Source organism: Neobacillus bataviensis (genome assembly GCF_019969725.1).
This window is the reverse complement of record NZ_JAHXYW010000005.1, coordinates 127,923-153,887: the sequence shown is the minus strand read 5'-3', so window position 1 is coordinate 153,887 and position 25,965 is coordinate 127,923. Positions and strand designations below refer to the sequence as shown.

At 37.0% G+C, this 25,965-nt stretch carries 23 protein-coding genes and 1 riboswitch; of the genes, 16 read left to right on the top strand and 7 right to left on the bottom strand.

The features are described from left to right. Positions 1–50: 50 nt before the first annotated feature. The 4 genes from LC455_RS14525 to LC455_RS14510 all read left to right on the top strand — a co-directional run bounded on the left by LC455_RS14525 (position 51) and on the right by LC455_RS14510 (position 3,217). Positions 51–1,505, top strand: a complete 1,455-nt coding sequence (locus LC455_RS14525; protein WP_223591833.1) for a sensor histidine kinase — start codon at positions 51–53, stop codon at positions 1,503–1,505. Further along, positions 1,505–2,194 (top strand): response regulator transcription factor, encoded by a 690-nt coding sequence (locus LC455_RS14520; RefSeq protein ID WP_223591832.1) that lies wholly within the window; start codon positions 1,505–1,507, stop codon positions 2,192–2,194. The genes LC455_RS14525 and LC455_RS14520 overlap by 1 nt, the downstream gene beginning before the upstream one ends. A gap of 282 nt (positions 2,195–2,476) precedes the next feature. Next, the gene (locus tag LC455_RS14515; RefSeq protein WP_223591831.1) at positions 2,477–2,968 is read left to right on the top strand and encodes a hypothetical protein; all 492 of its coding nucleotides are present in this window, start codon (positions 2,477–2,479) and stop codon (positions 2,966–2,968) included. A 33-nt stretch (positions 2,969–3,001) separates the two neighbouring features. Then, a complete protein-coding gene (locus LC455_RS14510) occupies positions 3,002–3,217 on the top strand; it encodes a hypothetical protein (protein WP_223591830.1) in 216 nt (71 codons plus the stop codon). Between the two features lie 39 nt (positions 3,218–3,256). Here the strand turns inward: LC455_RS14510 and LC455_RS14505 are convergent, their stop codons facing one another. From LC455_RS14505 to LC455_RS14475, 7 genes are all read right to left on the bottom strand, one after another. After that, entirely contained in the window at positions 3,257–4,453 is a 1,197-nt protein-coding gene (locus LC455_RS14505; RefSeq protein WP_223591828.1) for an MFS transporter, read from the bottom strand. A gap of 12 nt (positions 4,454–4,465) precedes the next feature. Further along, the gene (locus LC455_RS14500; RefSeq protein ID WP_223591826.1) at positions 4,466–4,879 is read right to left on the bottom strand and encodes a MarR family winged helix-turn-helix transcriptional regulator; all 414 of its coding nucleotides are present in this window, start codon (positions 4,877–4,879) and stop codon (positions 4,466–4,468) included. 208 nt (positions 4,880–5,087) lie between these two features. Beyond that, the gene (metH, locus tag LC455_RS14495; RefSeq protein WP_223591825.1) at positions 5,088–8,537 is read right to left on the bottom strand and encodes a methionine synthase; all 3,450 of its coding nucleotides are present in this window, start codon (positions 8,535–8,537) and stop codon (positions 5,088–5,090) included. After that, a complete protein-coding gene (locus LC455_RS14490; protein ID WP_223591823.1) occupies positions 8,518–10,377 on the bottom strand; it encodes a bifunctional homocysteine S-methyltransferase/methylenetetrahydrofolate reductase in 1,860 nt (619 codons plus the stop codon). Before LC455_RS14490 ends, metH begins: the two co-directional genes overlap by 20 nt. Positions 10,378–10,392: 15 nt before the next feature. After that, on the bottom strand, positions 10,393–11,568 hold the full coding sequence (gene metC, locus LC455_RS14485) for a cystathionine beta-lyase (protein ID WP_223591822.1): 1,176 nt from the start codon (positions 11,566–11,568) through the stop codon (positions 10,393–10,395). Then, on the bottom strand, positions 11,568–12,680 hold the full coding sequence (locus LC455_RS14480) for a methionine biosynthesis PLP-dependent protein (protein ID WP_223591821.1): 1,113 nt from the start codon (positions 12,678–12,680) through the stop codon (positions 11,568–11,570). Before LC455_RS14480 ends, metC begins: the two co-directional genes overlap by 1 nt. An 81-nt stretch (positions 12,681–12,761) precedes the next feature. Beyond that, positions 12,762–12,877: riboswitch (SAM riboswitch) on the bottom strand. Positions 12,878–12,965: 88 nt separating this feature from the next. Then, positions 12,966–13,319 (bottom strand): XRE family transcriptional regulator, encoded by a 354-nt coding sequence (locus LC455_RS14475; RefSeq protein ID WP_223591820.1) that lies wholly within the window; start codon positions 13,317–13,319, stop codon positions 12,966–12,968. 425 nt (positions 13,320–13,744) lie between these two features. Between LC455_RS14475 and LC455_RS14470 the strand changes: the two genes are divergently transcribed. From LC455_RS14470 to LC455_RS14415, 12 genes are all read left to right on the top strand, one after another. Then, entirely contained in the window at positions 13,745–14,683 is a 939-nt protein-coding gene (locus tag LC455_RS14470) for an NAD-dependent epimerase/dehydratase family protein (protein WP_223591819.1), read from the top strand. A gap of 75 nt (positions 14,684–14,758) precedes the next feature. Beyond that, positions 14,759–15,772, top strand: coding sequence for a glycoside hydrolase family 55 protein (locus tag LC455_RS14465; RefSeq protein WP_223591818.1), 1,014 nt, complete (start codon positions 14,759–14,761; stop codon positions 15,770–15,772). A 95-nt stretch (positions 15,773–15,867) separates the two neighbouring features. Then, on the top strand, positions 15,868–16,614 hold the full coding sequence (locus LC455_RS14460) for a YveK family protein (RefSeq protein WP_223591817.1): 747 nt from the start codon (positions 15,868–15,870) through the stop codon (positions 16,612–16,614). Continuing rightward, positions 16,607–17,233, top strand: coding sequence for a CpsD/CapB family tyrosine-protein kinase (locus LC455_RS14455; protein WP_223591815.1), 627 nt, complete (start codon positions 16,607–16,609; stop codon positions 17,231–17,233). Before LC455_RS14460 ends, LC455_RS14455 begins: the two co-directional genes overlap by 8 nt. Before the next feature lie 49 nt (positions 17,234–17,282). Next, entirely contained in the window at positions 17,283–18,740 is a 1,458-nt protein-coding gene (locus tag LC455_RS14450) for an oligosaccharide flippase family protein (RefSeq protein WP_223591813.1), read from the top strand. Between the two features lies 1 nt (position 18,741). Beyond that, positions 18,742–20,058 (top strand): O-antigen ligase family protein, encoded by a 1,317-nt coding sequence (locus LC455_RS14445; RefSeq protein ID WP_223591811.1) that lies wholly within the window; start codon positions 18,742–18,744, stop codon positions 20,056–20,058. After that, positions 20,033–21,085, top strand: coding sequence for a glycosyltransferase family 4 protein (locus LC455_RS14440; protein ID WP_223591809.1), 1,053 nt, complete (start codon positions 20,033–20,035; stop codon positions 21,083–21,085). The genes LC455_RS14445 and LC455_RS14440 overlap by 26 nt, the downstream gene beginning before the upstream one ends. 51 nt (positions 21,086–21,136) lie before the next feature. Continuing rightward, complete coding sequence (locus tag LC455_RS14435) at positions 21,137–22,534, top strand: sugar transferase (protein WP_223591807.1); 1,398 nt, start codon at positions 21,137–21,139, stop codon at positions 22,532–22,534. A gap of 80 nt (positions 22,535–22,614) precedes the next feature. Further along, entirely contained in the window at positions 22,615–23,385 is a 771-nt protein-coding gene (locus LC455_RS14430; RefSeq protein WP_223591805.1) for a glycosyltransferase family 2 protein, read from the top strand. A gap of 51 nt (positions 23,386–23,436) precedes the next feature. Beyond that, the gene (locus LC455_RS14425; protein WP_223591804.1) at positions 23,437–24,483 is read left to right on the top strand and encodes an acyltransferase family protein; all 1,047 of its coding nucleotides are present in this window, start codon (positions 23,437–23,439) and stop codon (positions 24,481–24,483) included. A gap of 76 nt (positions 24,484–24,559) precedes the next feature. Further along, the gene (locus LC455_RS14420) at positions 24,560–25,162 is read left to right on the top strand and encodes a sugar transferase (RefSeq protein ID WP_223591802.1); all 603 of its coding nucleotides are present in this window, start codon (positions 24,560–24,562) and stop codon (positions 25,160–25,162) included. 25 nt (positions 25,163–25,187) lie between these two features. After that, entirely contained in the window at positions 25,188–25,958 is a 771-nt protein-coding gene (locus tag LC455_RS14415) for a GNAT family N-acetyltransferase (RefSeq protein ID WP_223591801.1), read from the top strand. Positions 25,959–25,965 lie beyond the last annotated feature (7 nt).

Sequence of the window (25,965 nt, the reverse complement as noted above, 5' to 3'; positions counted from 1 at the left end):
GAATTTAGGTTTATTCTAAAGTAATAGCAAATTGTTAAAGGTGGATTTTCATGTCAATTCGTAAAAGTCTCTTTCTTTCGAATGCTGCCATGGTCATTATGCCGACCCTCATCTTTATTCTTTATTTTGCTCTGTTGAATGTCTTATTTAGCGGCGATTTTAAACTTCTTAGCAATAACTATCACCGTGGCTGGCAAACAGGGACAGGGGGGCAAAATATTGAATTATTTAATCAGTTGAAGAAAACAGCCTCTTTAGAAGAGGAGAAATTTTCGAACCCTTCATTTCAGGTTACCTTATCCATGGAATTGGAGGATAAGAATGCCGGCATCATTATTCGAAAAAGTAAAAAAGTATTGTTTTCATCTGATAATGTAAGTAAGTTACAAAAAGAAAAGCTGCCAGCGTTCGGCAATGAAGGCTATCAGCCTATGGTCAGGCTTGGACAGCAGCCCTATTCAATAAGGCAGCATGATTTTTATTTTAAGGACGGGACAGAAGGTACTATACTATTACTCGATAAAGGGGTGCCTTTTATCCAATTTGCGAGGAGATTCTTTCCGATGATATTCATTGGATTTGTGCTTATTTTGGTCCTAACAAATTCTGTGCTCTCCTATTTGATGTCAAGACGAATTCTTAAGCCAATTAATCAAATGTCCGAAGCTGCTTCCAAAATTAGTGCTGGTAATCTTGATTTCCATCTAGAACCGATCCGAAAAGATGAATTAGGAAAACTAGTAAAATCCTTTGATGAAATGAGAAAGAAATTAAAGAAATCAGCCGATCTCCGGGAACAATATGAAAATAATCGCCGCGAACTCATCGCTAATATTTCTCATGATTTAAAGACACCCATTACATCTATTCGGGGCTACGTAGAAGGAATTAAAGATGGGGTTGCCAATACAAAAGAAAAGCTCGAGCGTTACTTAGATACCATCCATGTCAAAGCAACTCATATGGACCGGTTGATCAATGAACTTTTTCTTTTTTCAAAATTAGACGTTAATAGTGTCCCATTTAATTTTGAAAAAGTGGAATTGAACCTTTTTTTAGAAGATTATCTGGAGGAAATAAGGCTGGATTTGAGCGATGAAGGAACGCAGATAGTCATGGTGACGAATTTCCGGATAGCGGTCTTTATTGACCGAGATAAAATCATCAGAGTAATAAATAATATTATTTTTAATAGTGTGAAATATATCGAAAAAGGTAAATGCCGAATACAGATTTCCTTCAAAGAACAGGGGAAAATGGTAAAGGTCTCAATATGTGACAACGGGCCCGGAGTCCCAGCTGATGAGATTGCCAATATATTTGACCGTTTTTATCGTGGCGACCCTTCCCGCAGCTCAGATACAGGTGGAAGCGGTCTTGGACTTGCTATAGCAGCCCAAATCATTCAAGCCCATGGCGGTGAAATTTGGGCAGAAAATTCTTCTGGTGGCGGCTTAAGTATCCATTTTACTCTTCCAAGATCTAATGGTAAAGGTGACGAATAATGAGTGAAATACTAATCATTGAAGACGAACGGAGTATTGCGGAACTGGAACGTGATTATTTAGAAATTGAAGGTTTTGAAGTAGAAATTGCAACAGATGGAAAAACGGGGCTTGAAGCTGCCCTTAATCAAAACTATCGGTTAATATTGCTGGATTTAATGCTGCCAAACATGAATGGGTTTGATATTTGTAAGCAAATTCGAAAAGACAAAGATATACCCATTCTTATGGTTACGGCCAAAAATGACGACATAGATAAGGTTCGCGGGTTGGGACTGGGGGCCGATGATTATATCGTTAAACCATTCAGTCCAAGTGAACTTGTCGCCAGAGTTAAAGCACATTTGGCGAGATATGAGCGGCTGATTCGAAAAAGTGTACCGCTCGATGAAATACAAATCCGAGGCCTGCAGATTAATAAATCCTCCCGCCAGGTTTTTATTCATGAAAAGGAGGTAATCTTAACAGCGAAGGAATTTGACTTGTTAACCTTCTTAGCCCTTCATCCTAATCAGGTTTTTACGAAGGAGCACCTATTTGAACGAATCTGGGGACTTGAATCGATGGGGGATACCGCAACTGTAACCGTTCATGTCAGAAAAATTCGTGAGAAAATCGAAACCGATTCATCCAATCTTCACTATATTGAAACAGTTTGGGGAGCGGGGTATCGGTTTAAAGGACAATAAATTGTTTGTTGGGATGTCCCACTATCGCGGGGCATCCTGTTTTTTTATTGATGACACGGCAAAGCAAAAAGGAAGGGTCCGAGTCCACTATAGAGGCTATAGAGGACTCGGCAAAGGCAAAAGGGAGAGTCCGATTCTGCAAGAAAGGCTATAGAAGACTCGGTAAAGGCAAAAGGGAGAGTCCGATTCCGCAATTTCAAAATAGTTTAGAAATATTTAAGAAATGCTTTAGAAGGAGTTTAGATATTCTGTTTAAACTAAAGCTTGTAAAACATCAAGGAGGTGATAGGGCTGAAGATTTCGCATAAAACCAAGAAATGGCTGCTGATTTTTCATCTATTATTTGCAGCAATCATGCTCGGGAATATGACGGCTTTTCTTATTTTTAGTATTACAGCGGCTTCTGTAAGTGATAAAGAATTAATACAAACATGCTATCAAGCCATGCATATTCTTTCGAAAACATCATTGCGAGCTTCTACCATTGGAATGACCGTAACAGGCATTCTACTTTCCGTTTGGACAAAATGGGGATTGTTCAGCTATTACTGGATTATTGCCAAGGAGGGCCTTACGGTGCTTTGTATCTTTCTTAACTTCTGGGGAATGTACACTTGGACTCTTCAAGCTATAAGCAAAACAAATGACCTTTTCTTTGTCAAAACCGAGCTTTGGACTGGGATTATTATTCAAATCCTATCACTCGTGCTGATGTACATTATTTCAGTAATTAAACCATGGGGGAAAAGAGTTAGTACCACCAGACTTTCTTAAGGAAAAATCATTAAAATTTAGGAGTTGATTTATATGCATCATTGGGGATATTTTCACCCTTTCGCATTTATTTTTCCATTACTTTTCATTGCTTTCTTTGCAGCTAATTTTATTATGTGGCGGCGTAGAGGCAGATTTTGCTTTCAAGGTAATGCCGATGCACAGGTAATCCTGGCAAAAAGATTGGCATCAGGGGAAATTGACATCGAAGAATATGAAAAAATAAATGAAATTCTGAAGCAAAAATAATAGTAAAGACCCCCTTGAAAATCAAGGGGGTCTTCGAGTTTAATTAACCCGCTCTTCATATTGCTTAACTTGCTCTTTTTTACGGCTATGAAGGAAGTAATAAAGAACAATCCCAATAAGGATATAAAATGAACTTATAAAGTAAAACGAGCCAAAGCCTATTTTTGCTACTAACAAGCCTACCACAAATGACCCTAATCCAATACCGGTATCAAATATCGATAGGAAGGTAGCAGTCGCAAGCCCTCGTTTTTTAGGAGGGGCATCTTGAAGGGCAATGGTTTGGAAGGTTGGAAAAAGTGTTCCCCACCCTAAACCAATCAGTCCTGCTGAAAATAGGAATGTACCGGCTGTACCACTATTACTTAAAAGAAACATCCCGATGGCAAATAGTACAATAGAAGGGAAAACAATCACGTTTGGACCACGAAGGTCAAACAATTTGCCAGTAAAAGGTCTTGAGATTAAAAGAACAACTGCATAAACTACAAAGAATAAGCTTGAAACCGCTGATAAATGTACTTCATTTGCATACACATTGACGAAGGAAAGAATCGATGAATAAACAAGTGCAAAGAATGCGCCAATCAATGAAATAGGAACTGCTGAAGCTTCAAAAAAGTTGCGAAACGAAAAACTTGAATAAGCAACTTCTGTTTTTGTGTGTTCTCTTTTTGCAATTTTTATAAAAAGTCCAGCAATGAGTGAAGCCAATGCTCCAACCACACTTAGAGTAAACAATACCTTTGGTCCCCATGAATTCATTGCGGTGATCCCGATGAAAGGACCAAGAACCATTGCTAAATTGGCAGACATTATAAAGTATCCCATGCCTTCACCCCTGCGCGAAGCTGGGACAAGGTCAGCGACGATGGTACCGGCAGCAGTGGTCGCCATGCCAAAACCAATCCCATGTAAAAAACGAATGATCAACATACCAGAAATTGTTTTTGGAAAAAAGTAAAATAGCGATGCGCCAAAGAATAAGATAAGGGCGGTTAAAAGAATTTTTTGATGTCCAGCACGTTCTAGCCATTTGCCGGCAATCGGGCGTGAAATAATGGCAGAAATTAAAAATACTGTTGTCATCAGACCAGCTTCAGAAGCACTGCTGTGAAACTCCTGCAGTGCGAAATTTGGCAGTGTTACGAGTAAGAAATAAAAGGTTAGAAAAAGAAAAAAGTTACTTAAGGAAATACCAATAAAATCCTTCGTCCATAATTTTGTTCGATCCATATGATGCACTCCTTATTTAAGCTGCTGTAACCAGCTTTTTTGCAATCTTAATAGTTCTTCCTGTGATGTTTCTGGAAGGTTCTTTAAAACTGATTCATTTGTTTCAAATACTGTTTTTTCCCACTTTGGATACTCTAATAATGCCTTATCAGTTAATTGGATAATTTTTTCCCGCTTGTCCTTACCAGGTACTTGTCTAACGTATCCCTGCTTTACTAAACGCTGAATGGTTCGGGTCATCGGAGGTGCTTCAACAAAAAGGTAATCACATAATTCTTTTTGAGTTAAAGAGCCTTTTGTTTTTAAAACGAAAATTGCCGACCATTGTGAACCGTATAATCCTAATGGTTTCAATGCCTCATTAAGTGTATTAGTTAGATGTCGTGAAAGCTGATGCAGTGTATGGAACAATTCGTGGGTATTCAATGAGGATTCACTCCAAAGTTTAATTAGTTACCTAGGTAACTATATTCCTTTAAGTGAAAAATGTCAAGGTAAGTGTGTTTGCGAAATTAGTATCAGCTTAAGCGGAAACCATTATATTTTCCGCGAAATAACTGAGGAAAATCGCGAAAACACATAAAAAATCCGCGGAAATATTAATAAAATCCGCGGAAAAAATCATCTAACTATTTTATCTCAAAACATTAAAATACCTAGCTTCTGGATGTGCAAACACCATGGCTGAAACAGAAGCCTCAGGTTCCATCATGCAGCCTTCAGTCAATTCAATACCGATTTCTTCAGGTTTAATTAACTTAAATAATTTTTTCTGATCTTCTAAATCAGGACAGGCCGGATAACCGAACGAGAATCGCTGACCTTGATATTTAGCGGCGAACCGGTCTTGCATTGTAAAGTTTAGTGGATCAGGAAAGCCCCAACGGTCACGCATCTGTCGGTGAATTAATTCGGCAAAACCCTCTGCAGTTTCTAACGCCAATGCCTGAAGGGCATGACTTTCAAGGAAACGTCCTGCGGTCTTGAATTCATCCGCTTTTTCCCGAATACCTCTGCCAGCTGTAACAGTGAAGAAACCAACATAATCCTTAACTCCGCTATCAACAGATTTAATAAAATCCGCCAAACATAGATGAGGCTCAGACTCTTGTCTAGGGAAATCAAATGTTTCAATGATTTCCTCTGGATTTTCTGGATTATAAATATTTACCTTATTCCCGTCTGATTGTGCAGGGAAAAACTGATAAAGAGCTTGAGGTGTAATCCAATTGTTTGCACTTGCACCAGCAAGCAATTGATCAACCACCTCTTTTACTTTTAAAGCTTTTTCATCTTTTTCCGCGATTAATTTGGCAATTTTACCTTTGACTCCAAGGTGATGTCCAATAAGCATTTGCATATTTATATAAGGCTCAATATGTGATAAAGAATAAGACCTTAAGATATGTCTTTTTGTATCCATTGGAGTATAAACGGGAACCGTTGTAGATACAGATGGTTTTGGTTTTACTGCAACAGATACCCCAGACCGGATTGGAATTTCTCTTGGAATCTCAGCTGCTGCCAGTTTTTCATGTTTTTCAGCCAGCAGTTTCTGATGTTCTTCAGGTGATTGCAGCTGATTAGCAAGTGACAATCCGGTCATGGCATCTTTAGCATAAAGGACTAGTCCATCGTACTCTTTAGCAATTTTTGTATCTGTAAACTTACGGGAAAGTGCAGCACCGCCAACTAGAATAGGCATAGAAAGTCCTGCTTCCTTCATGTCTTGTGCTGTTAACACCATTTGCTGCGCCGATTTAACTAGCAAACCAGAAAGTCCAACCATATCTGGTTTTTCATTTTTAATAGCTTGAACCAAATCGGTCGGAGTCACTTTAATTCCTAAGTCAACCACATTATAGCCATTATTGCTTAGAATGATATCAACAAGGTTTTTCCCGATGTCATGAACATCACCTTTAACCGTTGCTAATATAACTTTCCCTTTTGATGCCGAGACATCGCCTTTTTCCATGTGGGGCTCTAGAAAAGCAACTGCTGCTTTCATTACCTCAGCACTTTGTAGAACCTCAGCCACAATAAGTTGATTATCATTAAAAAGACGGCCCACTTCTTTCATCCCATCCATTAAAGGACCATTAATAATATCAAGTGGGGCAGGGTATACCTTAAGAGCTTGATCCAGGTCAGGAAGCAAACCTTCTTTTGTGCCTTCAACAACATAATAGGAGAGACGTTCTTCTAGGGTCATATCAGGTACAGTACTCTTTGCTTCTTTCTTTTTGCCACGGTAAAACTCCGTAAAAGTAGCTAATGTTTCATCTGTTGTCGTAAATAAAAGATCATCAGCCAACTTTACTTCTTCTTTTGAAATAGATGCAAAGCGTTCAAGCTTTTCAGTATTTACAATGGCATAATCGAGGCCAGCTTGTGTACAGTGATATAGGAACACAGAATTTAATATTTCTCTTCCAACTGGCGGTAAACCGAAAGAAACATTACTTATACCAAGGATGGTCTGAACTTCGGGAAGCTCCTCCTTAATTAACCTAATCCCTTCAACTGTTGCTTTGGCAGAACCAATGTATTGCTCATCTCCCGTACCAACTGGAAAAACAAGTGGATCAAAAATTAAATCCTGGGATTTAAGACCGTATTTGTTTACCAAAAGGTCATGGGAACGTTTGGCAATCTCCAGCTTTCGTTCTGCTGTAACTCCCATGCCTTTCTCATCAATGGTGCCTACGACTACTGCAGCGCCATATTTGTGTATTAATGGTACAACCGCTTCAAAACGTTCTTCTCCGTCCTCAAGATTAATCGAATTAATAATTGCTTTACCTTGAGAATATTTAAGCGCCTTTTCAATAACCTTTTCATCAGTAGAATCTATAACAAGAGGAACCTTAACCTTCTTTACAACCTCTTTAATAAAATTCTCCATATCAACGATTTCGTCACGGTCTGGGTCAGCAAGGCAAATATCAATAACATGCGCTCCGCCCTTAACCTGCGCGCGGGCAACTTCAGAAGCCTCTTCAAATTTTCCTTCGGTAATTAATCGCTTAAATTTACGAGAGCCAATAACGTTTGTTCTTTCACCAACCATGATAGGTCTTAATGTAGGGTCATCATATACAAAAGGTTCAATACCAGAAACCATGTGTACAGTAGACTGTTTTGTTTCTCTAGGTTTAAAGTTTTTCATGGCATCAGATATTGCTTTAATATGTTCTGGAGTAGTTCCGCAACATCCACCAACAATATTCAGCCAGCCATGAGCAGCAAAATCAGCTAATTTTTTCGCCAGAATTTCCGGTGTTTCGTGGTAGTGTCCTTCTTCATCTGGCAAACCGGCATTAGGGTAACAGCTTACTGCCGTTGTAGCAAGCTCTGATAAAGAACGAATATGATCCTGCATAAACTCTGGTCCTGTAGCACAGTTAAGCCCTACAGCAACAGGATTCATATGCTCCACCGAAATATAAAATGCCTCAATCGCTTGCCCAGCAAGTGTAGTGCCCATTGGTTCAATTGTTCCTGAAATCACAATAGGAAGTGTTGTACCAGTTTTTGAAAAAGCACTTTGGATCCCTGCGAAACCAGCCTTTACATTCAGCATATCTTGGCTTGTTTCAAGCAATAGAAGGTCCACACCGCCGTCAATTAACCCAAGCGCTTGTTCTTCATAGCTTGCCGTTAATTCATCAAACGTCGTCCCACCGGTAACACTTAGCGTTTTGGTGGTCGGGCCCATGGAGCCAGCCACAAAACGAGGCCAATCTTCTGAATAAACCTTTTGCACCTCACCGATAGCAATCATCGCGGCAATTTTATTGATTTCATAGGCCTTATAGCCGAGTCCATACTCATCAAGGACAATGCTTGTGGCACCAAAGGTATTTGTTTCAATGATGTCGGCTCCAGCTTCAAGATATTCCCGATGTATGTTGGCAATAACAGAAGGGGCGGTCAAATTCAGGTTTTCATTACATCCTTCAAATTCCTCGCCGCCAAAATCATCAGCGGTAAGGTTGACACGCTGGAGCATTGTTCCCATGGCTCCGTCCATAACGAGGATTCGTTTCTTTAGTTGATCATTAAATGATGTTTTCGGCAATGTTGCTCCTCCTCACTTCACTTGCCCGCTGATTGGCATATTGAGCAAGCTCAGCGGTTAATTCATACCGTAAAAACGGTGTGATTAAATAAATCCCGTTAAATAAATCTAAGGCAGCATCGATTAAGGATTTTGTGATGTCAATTCCCAGGCGGGTTGCTGCAAGCGGATTATCGTTCAAATTGGCCATCTGTTCACGAATAGAATCAGCAATTTTGATCCCCGGCACTTCATTATGAAGGAACTCTGCATTCTTGCTGCCTGTCAGCGGCATAAGGCCAATGTAGATAGGTGCATCTAAATGCTTCGTATTTTCATAGACTTCAAGTAATTTTTCTTCTGAAAAAACAGGCTGAGAGATAAAGTAATCGGCCCCGAATTCAATCTTTTTCTCCAAGCGCTTAACAGCTTTTTCAAGCGAGCGGACATTAGGATTAAAGGCTGCAGCAATGCTAAAAGCCGTTTTTTGCCCCAAATCCTTTCCGGAATAAGACAAGCCTTCGTTCATTTGCTTAATCATTTTGATTAACTCAAATGAAGACACATCGTAAACGGATGATGCTCCCGGAAAATCTCCTACTCTTGCGGGGTCGCCTGTAATGGCTAAAACATCATGCATACCGAGCGTATGAAGGCCCATTAAATGGGATTGCAAGCCAATAATATTTCGATCGCGGCAGGCGATGTGGATGAGCGGCCGCATTCCTAATTGTTCCTTCACTAGATATCCCAATGATTCATTGGAAATACGAACTGTAGCAAGGGAATTATCCGCTAGAGTGATAGAGTCAATGCCTGCTTCCCTCAACGCTTTAGCCCCTTCGAAAAACTTTGTGGTATCCAGCTTTCGAGGTGGGTCTAATTCTACGATAACCGATGTTCTCTCTTTCACAATTTCCTGAAGAGGAGTATGCTCCCTTACAGGTGGTTCGATAATGATTTTCTTTGGTTTTAATTGTACTACTTTTTCAGTAACCGGAACACTATTCTTTAATTCCTCAGCAAAGGCCCTAATGTGTTCAGGCGTTGTACCGCAGCAGCCGCCAAGCAGCCGCACTCCTTGTGTACGGAACGCTTTTGCAGAACTTCGGAAATAATTACTATCGCCCTCATTATAATGGAACTTTCCGTCCGTGTAGGCAGGTAGACTGGCATTTGGATAGGCGGAAAGAAAGGCACGTTCAGGCAATTCAACCTGTTCCAAAGCTAATAACATGTGATGCGGACCTAGCCGGCAATTAAGACCGACGATATCCGCTCCAAGAGCTTCGAGTCTTTTTAAAGCGTCATTGACAGGAGTCCGATCCTGTAAAATTCCAGGCTCTTGATGTGATACCTGCGCAATAATCGGCAGTTTTGTTTCTTTTCTGGCTATGGTTAGAACCGTTTCAAGTTCTTCAAGATCGTAAAAGGTTTCAAGCAATAATCCATCCACACCCTCAAGAAGGAGGCAATATAATTGCTCGCGAAAGCTGCGCTTTAATTCTTCTAATGTAATGGAATCTGGCTTAACACCTCGATTTCCACCAATTGTTCCAAGGACGTAAGTACTATTTTGGGCTGCTGCTTTTTTTGCAATAGAGACTGCTGCACTGTTAATTTCTTTAACAGAATCCTCTAAACCATACCTTTGCAGCTTTAAATAGTTTGCAGCATACGTATTGGTTTGAATCACGTCCGCCCCAGCATCAATGTAGGCTTTGTGAATATTTTGAATATGATCTGACTGAGAAAGATTCAATTCCTCTAAACAACTATCCTTACCAAACGAATACAATAAAGTACCCATGGCTCCGTCAGCTATTAAGATTTGATTTTTTAATTTTTCTAAAAAGCTCATATACATTTCTCCTTGTTAATAAACCAAATCATTTTGATACTGTTTCGCTAGGGCCTGAGAAAAATCCTTTATTATATCGTCAGCGTTTTCTAATCCTACTGATAGCCGCAGCAAACTATTTTTGATTCCTCGCTTTTCTCTTTCTGCCTGTGGCATGGCCGCATGGGACATTTTAGCCGGATATGATAAAATCGATTCCACTGCACCAAGGCTTACTGCGAAGACAGGGATTTTAACGTTTGATACAAAGGAACGAACTGCATCTTCATCAGCTAGCTCAAACGATAAAACTGCGCCTGCACCCTCAGCCTGTGCTTTCTGCAATTCAAATTCAGGATGGTCTTCTAATCCAGGATAATAAACCTTTTTAACAAGCGGATTCGCCTGTAAAAATTGAGCAATCTTTAAGGTGGATTTTTGTGAGTGCTCCAGCCGGACATGAAGCGTCTTTAGTCCTCTAAGCACCAACCAGGCATCCTGAACTCCAAGAATTGCGCCAAAGGAATTTTGTAAAAAATAAAGTCTCTTTGCCAAATTTTCATCCTTCACAACAGCAAGTCCAGCGACTACATCACTATGGCCCGAAAGAAATTTGGTGGCGCTATGAAGGACAACATCGGCACCCAATTCTAGAGGCTTTTGTAATGCTGGTGTAAGAAAGGTATTATCGACAAAGGTTAACGCATGATTTTTCTTTGCTAGTTCACTAATTGCCTGAATATCCGTTACCTTCAATAAGGGATTTGAAGGAGTTTCCACGTAAAAAGCTTTAGTGTTCGGCTTAATGGCCTGCTTTACTTGATCCAAATCAGTCATATCAACAAAAGTATGTTCTATTCCAAAACGGGTTAGGACCTCAGTAACCATTCGGAATGTACCACCGTATACGTCTTCCGTTATCACAACGTGGTCTCCTGATGACAACAAAAGGAATGCCGTGGAGATGGCAGCCATTCCTGAGGAGAAGGCAAATCCTTTGACTCCACCTTCTAATTCGGCTATCACATCTTCAAGCGCTTCACGGGTTGGATTTAAACTGCGGGCATAATCATATTTTCCAAAACTATCGATATCAAATTGATGAAAGGTTGAAGCATGCTGAATAGGCACGCTTACCGCCCCTGTTACAGGATCCACTTTATGCCGGTTATGAAGAAGCTTCGTCTCAAAACAATATTCTTCTGTTCCCATTACACGATCACTCCTTCGTTCACTTTGGCTAATGCCTGTTTCAGGTCAAAAATGATATCCTCTGCATCCTCAATGCCTACAGAGAAACGCAACAAACGATTACATACACCGGACTGAATTCTAATTTCTTCTGGAATATCCGCATGGGTTTGTGTTGCTGGATAGGTAATAAAACTTTCGGTGCCGCCTAAGCTTTCAGCAAAACTTATCAGCTTTAAATTTTGTAAAAATGGATTGACCCACGATTCGTCTTTTACTCGGAAGGAAACCATTCCTCCTCGTCCTGGATAAAGCACATCTGTTACACCTTCATGCGTGGAAAGATATTCAACTACAGCCTTTGCATTCTTCTCATGCTGCTTCATCCGAAGCGATAAAGTCTTCATTCCGCGCATTAATAACCAGGAATCAAATGGACTTAAAACTGCACCCGCGCCATTATGATGAAAGGCCAAGGCTTCACAAAGTTCTTTGCCTTTTGCGACAACTAGCCCGGCAAGAACATCATTATGCCCGCCTAGATATTTCGTTGCACTGTGGATAACGATATCCGCACCAAGTGCAATCGGCTGCTGCAATAGAGGAGTATAGAAGGTATTGTCAACAATCAGGAGAATCCCGTGCTTTTTGGCAATCTTTGATACCTCGGCAATATCGGATTCCTGCATAAGCGGATTGGTTGGAGTCTCAAGGAAAATAGCCTTTGTTTGCGGAGAAATTTTCTTTTCAATCTCTTCCGGACAACACGTATTCACATATTGGCTTTTCAAGCCCCACTTTTTATAGCCTTTTTCTAATAAACGGTAAGTTCCACCGTATAAATCTTCGCTTACAAGCCATTCATCACCAGATTCAAATAAGGCAAGAATCGTTAAAATGGCTGCCATTCCTGAACTGCAGGCAAAGCCTTGATCACCGCCTTCTAAATCAGCGATTGTTTTTTCAAGAAGCTGGCGTGTTGGATTTCCGGTTCTAATATAATCAAACCCAGTTGATTGCCCGATCCCCTCATGGCGGAAGGCAGTTGAAAAATAAACAGGCGGGTTAACGGTTCCGGTTGCAGTCTCACTTCGATTTCCAATTTGGGCTAATTTCGTATCAATTTTGTACATAATGCACACTCCTTGTTTATATAAATAAAAAAAGCCTTCTTATAAGAAGAAGACTTTTGCTAAACGACCACATTGTCATTCTTCTTATCTCGCAAATTAAAAAATAATTTGCAGGACTTAGCACCTTTTCAATGAAAAATACATTGAAGGTTGCTGAGGTGTCTTCGGGCCATTCCCTCAACCTCTCTTGATAAGAAAACAAATATTTAGATTATTAATAAAATTTACTACAAAGAGGACATTGTGTCAATTGGTTTTTTAACCATTTAAATAAGTAAAGCGTTTTCATCTATTTTTTTCCCAGTTTTTAAATTTAATAAAGTTCATATATTCTTTAAAATCATCCTTATTCATACCATCTTTAATGGCCTTTTCGATAATCAATTGCCACTCCTTGTCCAATAGTTCTTTCTTATTTGGACCCGGAGCATTAGCAGACTGATCCACTCCATTTAGTAAAAACTCCAAGGAAACATCTAAAGGCTTTGCTAGCTTCATTAAAAAATGAATAGAGGGGTTTTTATTAACATTACGCTCAATATAGCTTAAATAGGACTTAGAGACATTTGCAAGCTCCGCAAGTTCAGTAATGGAATACCCTTTTTCGTATCTTAATTTTTTTATTCGCTCTCCAATCATAAGTTTCTCCTCATTACCATAATTATTTAGTAGTAATACTTAACATGTAATCTATCAAGTGTTTCCTAAAAAGAAAGCAAAACAGCCTATCTTGGAAAAAAATTCAATATATTAATTAAAATTATGTTTCGCTAACTATATTTTACAACATAATTAGTTCTTTTTGAAGAACGAAATATCGTAATAACTTAAATTTTTTAAAGGAAATTGCCAATTTTTATAAAAAATTAAGCGAAATTCAGCTTTTTTAAATTTGCTTTTTTGATTGTAAGGATTATAATGTTCTTATTAACGAATTTAGAGTTGGTCAAAAACACATTTTATTTTTTTTAACTGATTTGTTCTATATTACAAACAGTGAAATTTTCTTAAAAGGTATTTCATGAGAATATACCAATAAATCAATAGGATACAGGGGTGAAATCATGAAGGTTCTGGTAACGGGTGGGTATGGATTTATTGGTTCTTTTGTTGCAGAAAAGTTTTTTTTGGAAGGTCATGAAGTTTCCATAATTGATAATCTCACAACAGGAAATAAGGAAAATGTAAAATTCAAACATAAATTTTATCAATTTAGTGTAGAAGACCCAATGTGTGAGGAAGTATTTCAATCTAATAGGTTCGATGTCATTGTACATCTAGCAGCACAAGTCAATGTAACAAAATCAATGGAGAACCCTTACCTGGATACTCATTCAAATGTCCTCGGTTTAGCCAATATCCTGCAATTATCAGATCAATACGGAGTAAAAAAAGTAGTATTTGCCTCCTCAGCAGCGGTTTATGGGCTTAATGAAGAAATTCCATTAAAAGAGGATGCTTTGTGCAACCCTTTATCCCCATATGGAATCAATAAATGGGTTGGAGAAATTTACTGTAATAAATGGATGGAAGTATTTGGTGTTGAAACCCTCAGCTATCGCTTTTCAAATGTCTATGGTCCAAAACAAGGAACAGTGGGCGAAGGCGGGGTTATTTCCATTTTTATTAATAATGTTTTAGAGGGACATCCTCTTCATGTTTATGGTGACGGAGAGCAAACAAGGGATTTTATCTATGTAGAAGATGTTGCTGATGCTATTTATCGCGGTGTCCAATTTGAATTGAAAGGGGTCTATAATCTATCCACAAATACTGAGACAAGCGTTAATGATTTAATCTATATCCTGGAGAATTTGGCCAATATAAAGAAAGTAATCTATCAAGAGCCTAAGAAAGGTGATATCAAGTTTTCAAGGCTGGATAATTCAAAGATTATAAGGGAACTTGATTGGGAACCACTTCATAACTTTCAACAGGGTCTAATTAAAACTTATCATTGGTTTGAAAGCGAATCGAAGAAAAAGTACTTATTCGTGGAATAACTATATTTCACCGTTCGTTTTAGTGGATATTTATAACTCATATAAAGTGGATATTATGAATTGTTAGGAGCAATTATGAACAAAAGGGGTACAATTCTATATTTTTCAGCGATTATATTTGCAGCAGTTATACTTGTGTTTTATTTCAATGACAAAGATAACATGACCAAGAGAAACCAAGAGGTAACAAGGGCAGGTAGTTTACAAAACGATTATGTTAATGTCGATGAATTTGGAGCTAATGGTGAAGATTCAAAAGACGATTATAAAGCCATACAGGACGCCATAAATTATAGCTATGATTCGAAACTTGGAAAAGTAAGGCTGCAAGGGAATAAGAATTATATTATCTCGAAAGGGTTAGTATTAAAAGAGGGTGTTGAATTAGAGTTTGATCAAAATACTAGATTAAGTATAGAAGGCAATTTCCAAGCAATTGTCCTGAAAAAGAATGCGTCCATCACAAATGGGATTATCGAAATAAATCACTCTAACTTTGATTCAGATGTTATTTATTTAGATGGTAATCAAAAAATTTGGTCGGCGGATCGAACACAAATCAAAAATGTAACCATCTTAAACAATAGCGGATCACATAAAGGGACAGCCCTTCATCTATACGCAGGTGGGCCTGGTCATTTCATTTGTTTTGTTAATTTTTCTGATTTGAAAATTGCAGGCTTCCATACCGGGGTTAAATTAGAAGCTGTTAAACCAAAGGATGATAAATATAGCTTTATTAACGGAAATCGCTTTATAAATCTCACATTGGATGATTGTATAAGTGCTATTGACATTAAAGGTTCGATGAGTGTACCAAATGAAAGTTCTGGCAATGATTTTAGCGGACTTCAAATTCAAGTTTCCAAGAGTACAAAAGAAGCGATAACAGTAAGTGGTTCTGATAATAAATTCGCAGGGATTATTTGGGACGTTCATTTATTAAAGTCGAAAAAAACCATAATCGAATTTTCAAAAGAGTCAACTAGGAATAGTTTATTTTCGAATATCGAGCCCAAATATATTAAGGATAAGGGACTGGATAATTATTATTCTTCACCGGAAGAAAATGCAAAAAAATTGCAGTAGAGTATTAATTTAAATTCTAGAAAACTCTTAAACTTTAATACCATTTCCCCTATTATTTCCTGAATAATAAAATTCAAAAGTTCTTGGAGGTCTATATGGACGAAAGAATCGATCTGAAAAAGTTTTTTCGTATTATTAGAAAAAGAATTGTGACTATCATTGTAACCGTAATATGTGTTTCCCTTATTACTATGGGCATATCCTTGTTTATATTAAAGCCAACTTATGATGCAACTGCGGGTATTATAATTGGCAAGCTCACAAAGGATGATGGTAATTATAGTGACACACAAGCACTTAGTACCCTGTTGGCCACAACAATGGATTTAATCAAAAGTCCGATTGTGCTGAATTCAGTTCAAAAAGAGCTGGATATGAATGATAAGGACTTGGAGAAATTAGAGGAACAGATAGTTGTTCAAAACAATAGAAATTCACAAATAGTCAATGTAGTGGTAAGAGACCATGATGAGAATGAAGCTAAAAAGCGCGCCGATATCATTGCTAATACATCTGTAAATAAAATGCGTGAACAGTTAAATGTTCAAGATATATCACTTGTAAATGGAGATCCCTCCATTAAGCGCGTTGGGAGTTTAACATTAAATGTAGCAATCGGTATCGTAATCGGAATTTTTCTTGGAGTTGCCCTTGCGATGTTTAGGGAGTATTGGGACGATTCGATTAAGGATGTTAAAGAGATTGATGGTATTGGAGGATTACCAATATTAGGGGAAGTAAAATTAAAAAGTATTAAACGAAAATCTATCAATAAAAGCAAGGGAAGAAAGCAGCAGGCGACCATCTTAACTGAAAATAAAAGGGGGGAAATTAGTGTTTAAGAAAAAAGATCAAACCAAAAAAATAATGCAAGATCCTATAAGTAATGAACAAATTCGGATAATAAGAACTAATTTAGAATCGATTTCCGAAGGAAAGTCTGCGATCTTTATGGTAACCTCCACCAGTGAAGATGGTGAAAAGTCAATCATTTCATCTAAATTGGCCATTTCCTTTGTAGAACAGGGAAAATCAGTTCTATTAGTTGATGCCAATATCCGTAACCCATCTCTCCACCATTGGTTTCAGATGCAAAATCAGAGTGGGTTCACGAATGTGATTGTAAATGAGGATGAGATCAAACTTCATATTAGAGAAACGTATGTTCCGGGCTTGTTTATTCTGCCAACCGGTCCTATTCCTCTAAATTCTTCAGAAATATGGGTAACAAATAAAATAATAGAATTGGTTAGGAATTGTGAATCAGAATTTGATGTCGTAATTTTTGAAGCTGCTCCTTATTTAACGGCAGCAGATTCACAAGTTCTAGCAAGTCAATGTGATGGAGTCATTCTGGTGATTAAAGAAAATAAAACAAAGAAAGAAGAGCTTCTTAAAACAAAGGAAAATTTAGAAAGAACGAATAATAAAATTTTCGGAGTCATTTATCAAACAGGCTGAGCAGGAATTGGATGACAGAATCAAGGTGTTCAAATAAGGTGGCTATCTCATGGAGAAATCAAAAAAAAATTCGATTGTAAAGAACATCTTACATTTGTTTTATAGCACAGCATTATCCAATGGCTTAAATGCAATCGCACTAATCGTTTTAGCTCATTATTTAGAGCAACACACTTATGGTATGTTTAGCGTCGTGTTAGCCTTTGCCATGATTATGGGCTATTTTTCAGATGCAGGACTAAGTGTCATCGTCTTAAGGGAGGGTTCAAAGAAACAGGTTGATATATCCAACCTTATTTCCTCCTATGTAAAAATGAGAATGGGTTTGCTTTTTGCATCATTTCTATGTGGATTTATTATTTTTCATATAATTCACCCGGGACAGCCAGAACTAATTCAAACAGCCTATATTTTAATGATTCCAATGGTTTCAGGTATTGCTTTACAAAGTATTGGAACTACTTATTTTCAACTGATTGAGAAAATGCAATATAACGGATTAATCAGGATTATTTCTTCCTCTTGTTTAGTAGTGACTCTTTTATTAGGAATGTTCCTTCATTTTGATCCACTTATTATTTGCACATTATATGGCCTTTCTTATTTAACCGCTGGCATTATTGGGGTTTACCTAGTGAGTAAAAATGTGAAGATCCGTTTAAAAAGTCGATTTCATAAAGGACTATTACATAATTTAGGGTCTTTTACGTTAGGTGGACTACTGTTTGTATTGCTTCCGCAATTAGGACCATTAGTATTGGAAAACACCATAGGCCTTAAAGAAGTTGGGGTTTTTGCTGTCGCTTATCGAATTCCCCAAGCATTGCAGCAAATTCCATTTATAGTTGCAGGGGCTTATTACCCTGTGATGTTTAGGGCCTTTAATAATAATCGTTTGGATGATCATTTAAGACACAATATTGCGCTGCTTAAAATCATTTCTTTAGTCGGGATGGCCATGACCATACCATTGTATTATATGTCAGATTTTGTTATTCACTTGTTGTTCAGTGATAAGTGGATTCAAGCCGCTCTTCCACTGAAAATATTGTCTTTACTCCTCACATTGCAGGCGATAAATATTGCACTAGCTGATGGATTAACGACACGAGCATTACAAACATATCGGACAATTGTTCAATTAATTTCGGTCATTTCTGGCGTTTTCCTTTATATCCTTTTTAGTAAATTTTATGGCGTTGTTGGTGCAGCTTTTGCCGGTGTCGTGATAGAAGCAATTGCCTTCTTCGGCTTTTGGATCTGTATTCCTAATCGCTGGATTATTGCCAAAAGGGTAATCGTACCTTACGTATCTTTATTTATTGTTTGCTTATGCAGTATCGACTATTTTCTAGGAGCATTCCCTCTTTTAGCAATGGCGGTCCATTTTGTTTTATTGTCATTGTTGGTTTTAGTCGATAAAGAGAATAGAGAAAAGATCCATAAGTATGTAAAAACATTAGGAATCAATCAAAGATGGAAAACGAAGAAACCTGAGGGGGTTTAAGGTGAATAATCAATTAACTCCAAAATCTTATAACTACAGCTTTTTAATCTTCCTTCTTTTTGTATTAGTAACATTGGCAAACTATTACATTTATGTAGGTTTTGCGATAAAGCCGTATATGATTTTTTTGATCTTGTTTTTAACAGTTCATATCGGTTCATTTTACTTCCAAAGACTTCATTTGTTTGAAATGGCAATGTTGTTATTTTACATGATGTATAGCTTATCTGGGTCCTTTGCCTTATATCCTGCCTCAAGTATCAGAATCATTTGTGGAATCATCCTTTATATTTTTTGTTATTTTATTATGAAATCTGTTATTGGAAACGCAAAAGATTTAGTGATTGAAAGAGCTATTGCAGATGCTGGGATCCTATTTAATGTTGCAAGTTTGACTCTTTATTTTGTTGGATTAAAAAGTCTTGGTTTTGTGTTCGAAGGAGATAGAGTTTACCAATTCGGAGTTTTGTTAGACAGAGATTACCCCCGATTAATTGGACTGGTGCAGGATCCTAATTTCTTTGTGTTTTATAATACACTCTTCTTTTCTTATTTTCTTTGTAACTCTAATTCGTTAAAAAATAAGCTTGGATTGCTGCTCTGCATTATTGCAAATCTATTAACCTTTTCCAGAGGCGGAATATTAATCATGGCATTTCTCGTACTGATTTATATAGTAATCAATAACCCAATGAAGCAATTAAAATTAATAGTGGGTTTAACTGTTTCATTATTGGTTTCTGTATATATTACAATCGTCTATCTGCATTTTGATATATTCGGAATTTTACAATCGAGAGTTGGAGACCTATCACAGGATGGTGGAAGTGGTCGGCTAGAATTATGGGGGAGAGCATGGGATTACTTTACTTCACATATGTTTTTTGGAATTGGAGCCTTTAATTTTTCTGATTACAACTTCTTCCAATATGGAACTAGCTTGCTAGTTCATAACACATTTTTGGAAATATTGTCGGAGTCGGGATTATTAGGAATAACGTGCTTTTGTCTATTTATCTTATTAGTGTTTGTTGAAATTTATCAAATGAAATTAATTAAAAAGAAACCCTACCTATTCTTAACATTTGTAGGGTTCATTCTTCAAATGGCATTCCTTTCTGTCATTATTAACGACATGTTTTTTATGTATCTGGCAATTTTGGCCACTTATTTTCATAAAGAAAAATACTCTCTAAAAAGTGAAAAGAAAAAAGCATCTTTTTTATCTGCCATAATTTCCTCTAAACCAAAAATAAAATTGAATGTTAATTATGGACGGAGCGATGGTAACCATGAATATTCTAGTCATAACCGATAAGTTAATTTTAGGCGGGGCAGAAATGTATTTTTGTAAATTAGAGAATCAATTACAACACCCTAACATTTCTTTTCACTATGCCGCTGGTTCTGGAGAGTTGTACGAGAAAATCAAACATAAGAACAACTTTATTGAAATTAGTAGAACAAAGCATCTGCACAATTTAAAAAAACTGCGAAATTTGATTAGTGACAAACAAATAGATGTTGTCCATGCGAATAGCTTGAGGATGGTCCTTTACTGTATTGCAATTCAGAAGTTAACAAAAAAGAAATTCAAGATTGTTTATACAAAACATAATATTACGGTTCTTGAGGAAAAATATCCGACTATTTTTAAACATATATTAAATAAATATGTTGAAAGAATCATCACTGTCAGTGATTTTGAAAAGGAAAATCTCGTCAAAGCTGGAATAACCCCGAGTAAAATTACCACCATTTATAATGGTGTTGATTTAATGCAGTTCGCCTTTCACAACAAAGATAAGGGTGAGTTGTTTAAGGTTGGGATATTAGCCAGGTTATCTGAAGAAAAGAATCATGAGCTATTTATCAAAATTGCCCATCAGCTTCGCCATATACCTAATATCAAGTTTTATATTGCAGGTGATGGACCTGTAAAAGAAAAGATAAAGGATATGATCCAATCACAAGATCTTGTTCACAAGATCAAGATGGTCGGCCCCGTTTACCAACCAGAGGAGTTTATTAGAGAAATGGATCTTTTATTACTTACATCCTACCGAGAAGTATTTCCGATGGTTATATTAGAGGCGATGGCGGTTGGAACACCAATCATTTCCATAAATAAAGGCGGGATTGGTGAAGCGATAATTGGAAATAAGACTGGTTTCCTTATTAATGAGCATTCAGTAGAAGACTTCTGTTCAAAGATTTTAGATATTGAATCAAATGAAGTGATTAGGAAGCAATTTATTGAAAATGCTTTAAGAAAAGTCCAGACCGATTTCTCTTTAGAGCAAATGGTAAGTAATACATTGAAAGAGTACTTGAACTGTAGTTGAAAGTTACATGAATTCTAATTTATAAGCAGCCTGATCGAAAGGAGAATCGTAATGTATGAAGACTATAAAGGAAAATTTTTAAAAATCATCCTTGCACTTGTCGATATCACGTTAGTGTATGGTGGATTTATTGTTACGAATTGGGTATTACAACATTTATCGATTCAGAACATGGAATCTATCAGTAATTATTCATCGTTAATGCTTCTAGCCGCTTCCTCAGTTTTTGTCTTTTATCTTTATGACCTCTATGCAGATTGGCGCCGAAAAAGTATTCAGCATTTAGTATATTCAATTGTATTATCGATGGCTGCCTTCACAGGAATAGAAGTAGTAATTTCAATATGGGCACTCAATCTAACTTTCAAGCCAAGCTTTATTTTTGCAGCATTTCTAATTCAGACGGCCCTATTAACCTGTACGCGTGTATGTATTTGGAACATTAATAAGAAATTAAACGGTAAGAAAAAAGTCTATATAATCGGTGATGATTCAAACGCAGGGATGAATATAGCTGAAAAATTTCTAAATCATCATAAAGGTTGGTTTGAAATATTAGGATTTATCCCTTTAACCAAAAAGAGCCAAATCTATGATTATGTGACAAAGTGTGATCTTTTCCTGCTTAGCCCTACGATTAGAATGGAGAATAAAGAGGAAATTGTGCGCTTTTGTATCAAACATGGAAAAGAAATATTGCTGGTTCCACAGTATTTTGAATTGTCAGTTCTTGGCGGTAATACACAACAAATTGATGATATGCTGGTCATTTCGATTACTCCTCCCCGTTTAAGCGTAGTCCAACAAATTTATAAACGGATGTTTGACCTGGTTATATCATTAATTGTATTAGTTATCACTAGTCCTTTTTTATTGGTTTTATTTTTATTAATTCCGCTCACTTCAAAAGGACCAGCTGTTTATAAACAAGAGCGTATAGGACTTAACGGGAATCCATATTGGGTGTATAAGTTTAGAAGTATGATTCAAGATGCAGAAAATAAGACAGGTCCAGTACTTGCTACAGTTAAAGATCCAAGAATTACATTAATTGGTCGGTTAATTAGGGCGGTTCGTTTAGATGAACTTCCACAATTATTTAATGTTCTAAAAGGTGATATGAGCTTAGTTGGACCTAGACCAGAACGGGAACATTTTATTAATCAATTTAAACAATTACTTCCTGAATACTCTTATCGATTAACCGTTAAGCCAGGTATAACGGGGTTAGCGCAAGTGCTGGCTAACTATACCACTCCTGTAGAAGATAAATTGCGTATTGACTTACTTTACGTTCGTAATTGTTCCCTTTTGTTGGATTTGAAAATTCTACTGCAAACAATTAGAGTTGTTCTCCAGCCGGAACAGGCTCAAGGGGTGAAAGAAACGAATATTCACAACCAGAAATTACTGAAAAAGCTTAAACAAAATAAAGTAATCAATCATTAGAATACTGTTTTAAGAGGCTAACAGAGTCGAGACAAGGCTTATAAAAATTTGATTTCGTAGGGAGAAGGTGGGGAATAAATATGGAATCCTCAACTGAAACGGTTGTTTCAATCATCACTCCAACATATAACTCTGCAAGATTTATCACCGAAACCATTGGTTCAGTTAAAGAACAAACTTTTACAAACTGGGAAATGATTATCGTTGATGATTGCTCAACGGATAGCACGATTAATATTGTGAAAAAAGAAATCAAGGATGATCTTAGATTCAAATTAATTGAATTAAAAAAAAATGGCGGACCTGCCAATGCTCGAAATTTAGCTATTATGGCTGCAAAAGGAAAATATCTTGCCTTTCTAGATAGTGATGATCTGTGGCTTCCACAGAAATTAGAGCGGCAGTTAATGTTTATGGAAAAAAATAATTTTGCCTTTACTTATTCAAATTACAGGATTATGACTGAAGAGGGGGAAAGAACGAACGTTGTATTTCGAGTACCAGCCAGGCTTGATTATAAAAGCCTATTAAAAAATACAATGATCGGGACATTAACCGTGATGCTGGATAAAAGAATTGTAGGGAATGTACAGATGCCAATTCATCGGGATTGCTCAGAGGATTATGGGCTTTGGCTTTCAATTCTGTCAAGAGGAATCCAGGCGTATGGTTTGAATGAGGAATTAGCCATTTACAGAAAGTGTGAACATTCATTATCAAGCAACAAATTAAAATCTGCTCAGAAAACATGGAATACGTACAGGAAGGTAGAAAACATCAATATACCCTCTGCCTTGTGGTATTTTGCCAATTATTCACTTCATGCTTTAAAGAAGCATTCCAAAACTTAAAAGGGCTCTATGTCAGTGTTACTATCAATTTTAAGGAAAAGAGTGAATCATATGGAAAGTGGAAGAAGAAGGCTTTCATATGTACAGATTTCAAGAGCAATAGCGATTTTATTTGTTCTCCTCGGTCATGTAAATATATTATTTTATACCGATTATAAATACGACTGGTTTCATATGGGGGAATGGGAAAGAACCGGCGGTGTTGATTTCTTTTTTATCGTAACGGGGTTTATGATTTATTACCTTTATCACCAGAAAGTCGGAGTCCCAGGAAAGACATCTGAATTTCTCTTAAAGCGTTTGATTAGAATTTACCCATTATATTGGATCTTTACTTTATTAGCTATCGGAGTTTCTGTTATTTCCCCTGCCATAGACGGGACGTATTCTTGGGACTACATTATCAAGTCAATGCTGCTTCTTGAAACAGACCCAATTCTTGCTTCAGCCTGGTCACTTAGTCACGTGATGCTGTTCTATTTCTTATTTTCAGCCTATATGTTAAAACCAAAAATCGTTAAACCAATCGTATTGATTTGGATTATAGCCTCTCAATTAATTGGGTTGAAAATAATCCCACACTCGTTTTTTACGAATTTTAGTAATTTGGAAATACTACTAGGATGTTTAGTGGCACATTTGACTCTCAATTATACCTTCAGATATTCATCCATGTTGATAATGATTGGTCTGTTAGGGTTTTTGGGTGTTTGGATAAATAATATATACAGTCTGATTAATATTCCAGCGCCTATCTTGTATTGTCTATTTGCCATGATTCTGATGCAGGGTATTTCGGAAAAAGACAAAAGAAATCGGAAAGTCCCTAAAGTGCTTTCATTTTTAGGAGATGCATCCTATTCAATCTACATTGCACATGGACCATTTCTTCAAGTTTATATCTTGATTTTGAAAAAGCTAAATTTGATCAGCGCATTAGGAAACTTTTTTTCATTGATAATCGTGATTGTATTAACGGTCCTGTCTTCCTGCATGGTCTATATTGTTGTTGAAAAGCCTATATCTAAATATTTGAGGAGCGCAGTTTTCAAGAAAAAAATAATTTCTGTAGAGACTTCATTAGAAGTTGCAAAATAGCCAAAAAATTTTTTAAATCAAATGTTCTTTTTTGAAAACAAATATGGATTTTATAACGTGTTTTTGTGGAGGGTCTATGAAAAGATTATTTGATCTGGCTGCCAGTTTACTCCTTCTGTGTCTCTTCAGCCCAATTTTGCTTCTAGTTGCAATAGTGGTCCGGGTGAAATTAGGTTCTCCGATTCTATTTAAACAAAAACGAGTCGGATATCATGAGCGGATCTTTAACCTATATAAGTTTAGGACCATGACAAATGAAAAGGATGAGGCTGGAAACGACTTACCGGATTCTATTCGATTAACCAAAGTCGGACTTTTATTAAGACGATTAAGTGTGGATGAGTTACCGCAATTACTTAATGTGGTAAAAGGTGAAATGAGCTTGGTTGGTCCGCGTCCCTTGTTAGTGCGATATTTACCTTACTATACGATTGAAGAAAGGAAAAGGCATACTGTAAGGCCCGGAATTACAGGGTATGCACAAGTGGAGGGCAGGAACCAGTTAGATTGGAATAGCAGATTGACATTAGATATTAAATATGTAGAAAACCAGTCTTTCTTCTTAGACTTGAAAATTATTTTTAAGACAATCAGCAAAACGATAAAACGGGACGGGGTTGCAAAGGTGCCTGATCAGGAGATGTTAGATTTTGATGTGGAGCGAAGGATGAAAGCATAGTACCCAAGAGGTGGAATACAGCACTATGAAAATACGTATTGAACCATTAAAAATGAACAATGCTCAAGTTATTCCAAAGTTGATTGAGTCTGGAATGAATAAAGATATATTTTCACTAACTATTTTTAGTGCAAAACGTTACGGTGAGTATTTAAAAAATTTACTTATGATTCCAGAAGAAAATCGAAGAGTGAAGTTTTATGGCGCTTTTGTTGATGAGCATCTTGCCGGATATACAGAGTGGAGGGTATTTAAAAATAATCTTTTTTTAAACAATATTTATATTTTCCCTGAATATCAGGGGATGGGGATTGGAACAGCACTATTAGTAAAACACGGATATAAGTTATTAGAAAAACACGGAAAATCGATGATGTGCCTGGATGTTTTTGAAAATAACCTGGAAGCACTGAATTGGTATGAAAAAATCGGCTTTGTTAAAAAGAATTCTACTAACTGGTATGTTGCGGAGCAGCGAGCTTTTACATCTGCTAATGGTAATTGTGAATGTTATATAGAGAATTATCCCAATGCTGAAGCAGATCATACGGCATATGATTTTTCTATGCTTACTTGCTCAACCGCAAATGGAGTTCACCAAATAGGCAGGATTAGAAATCAATTCTATCGTTTAACTGACCCAAAATCTCTCCAAGACCTAGATTTGCTTCATTGTCTTTATCAATTAGATCCTACAAGGAAATTGCTCCTATTAACGAACGAATCATTCACAGGCAACGAAACGTTCACATTAGTTTGTATTAGCAACAGGATGAATGTAGAAATTTTAGTTTAAATTAAAT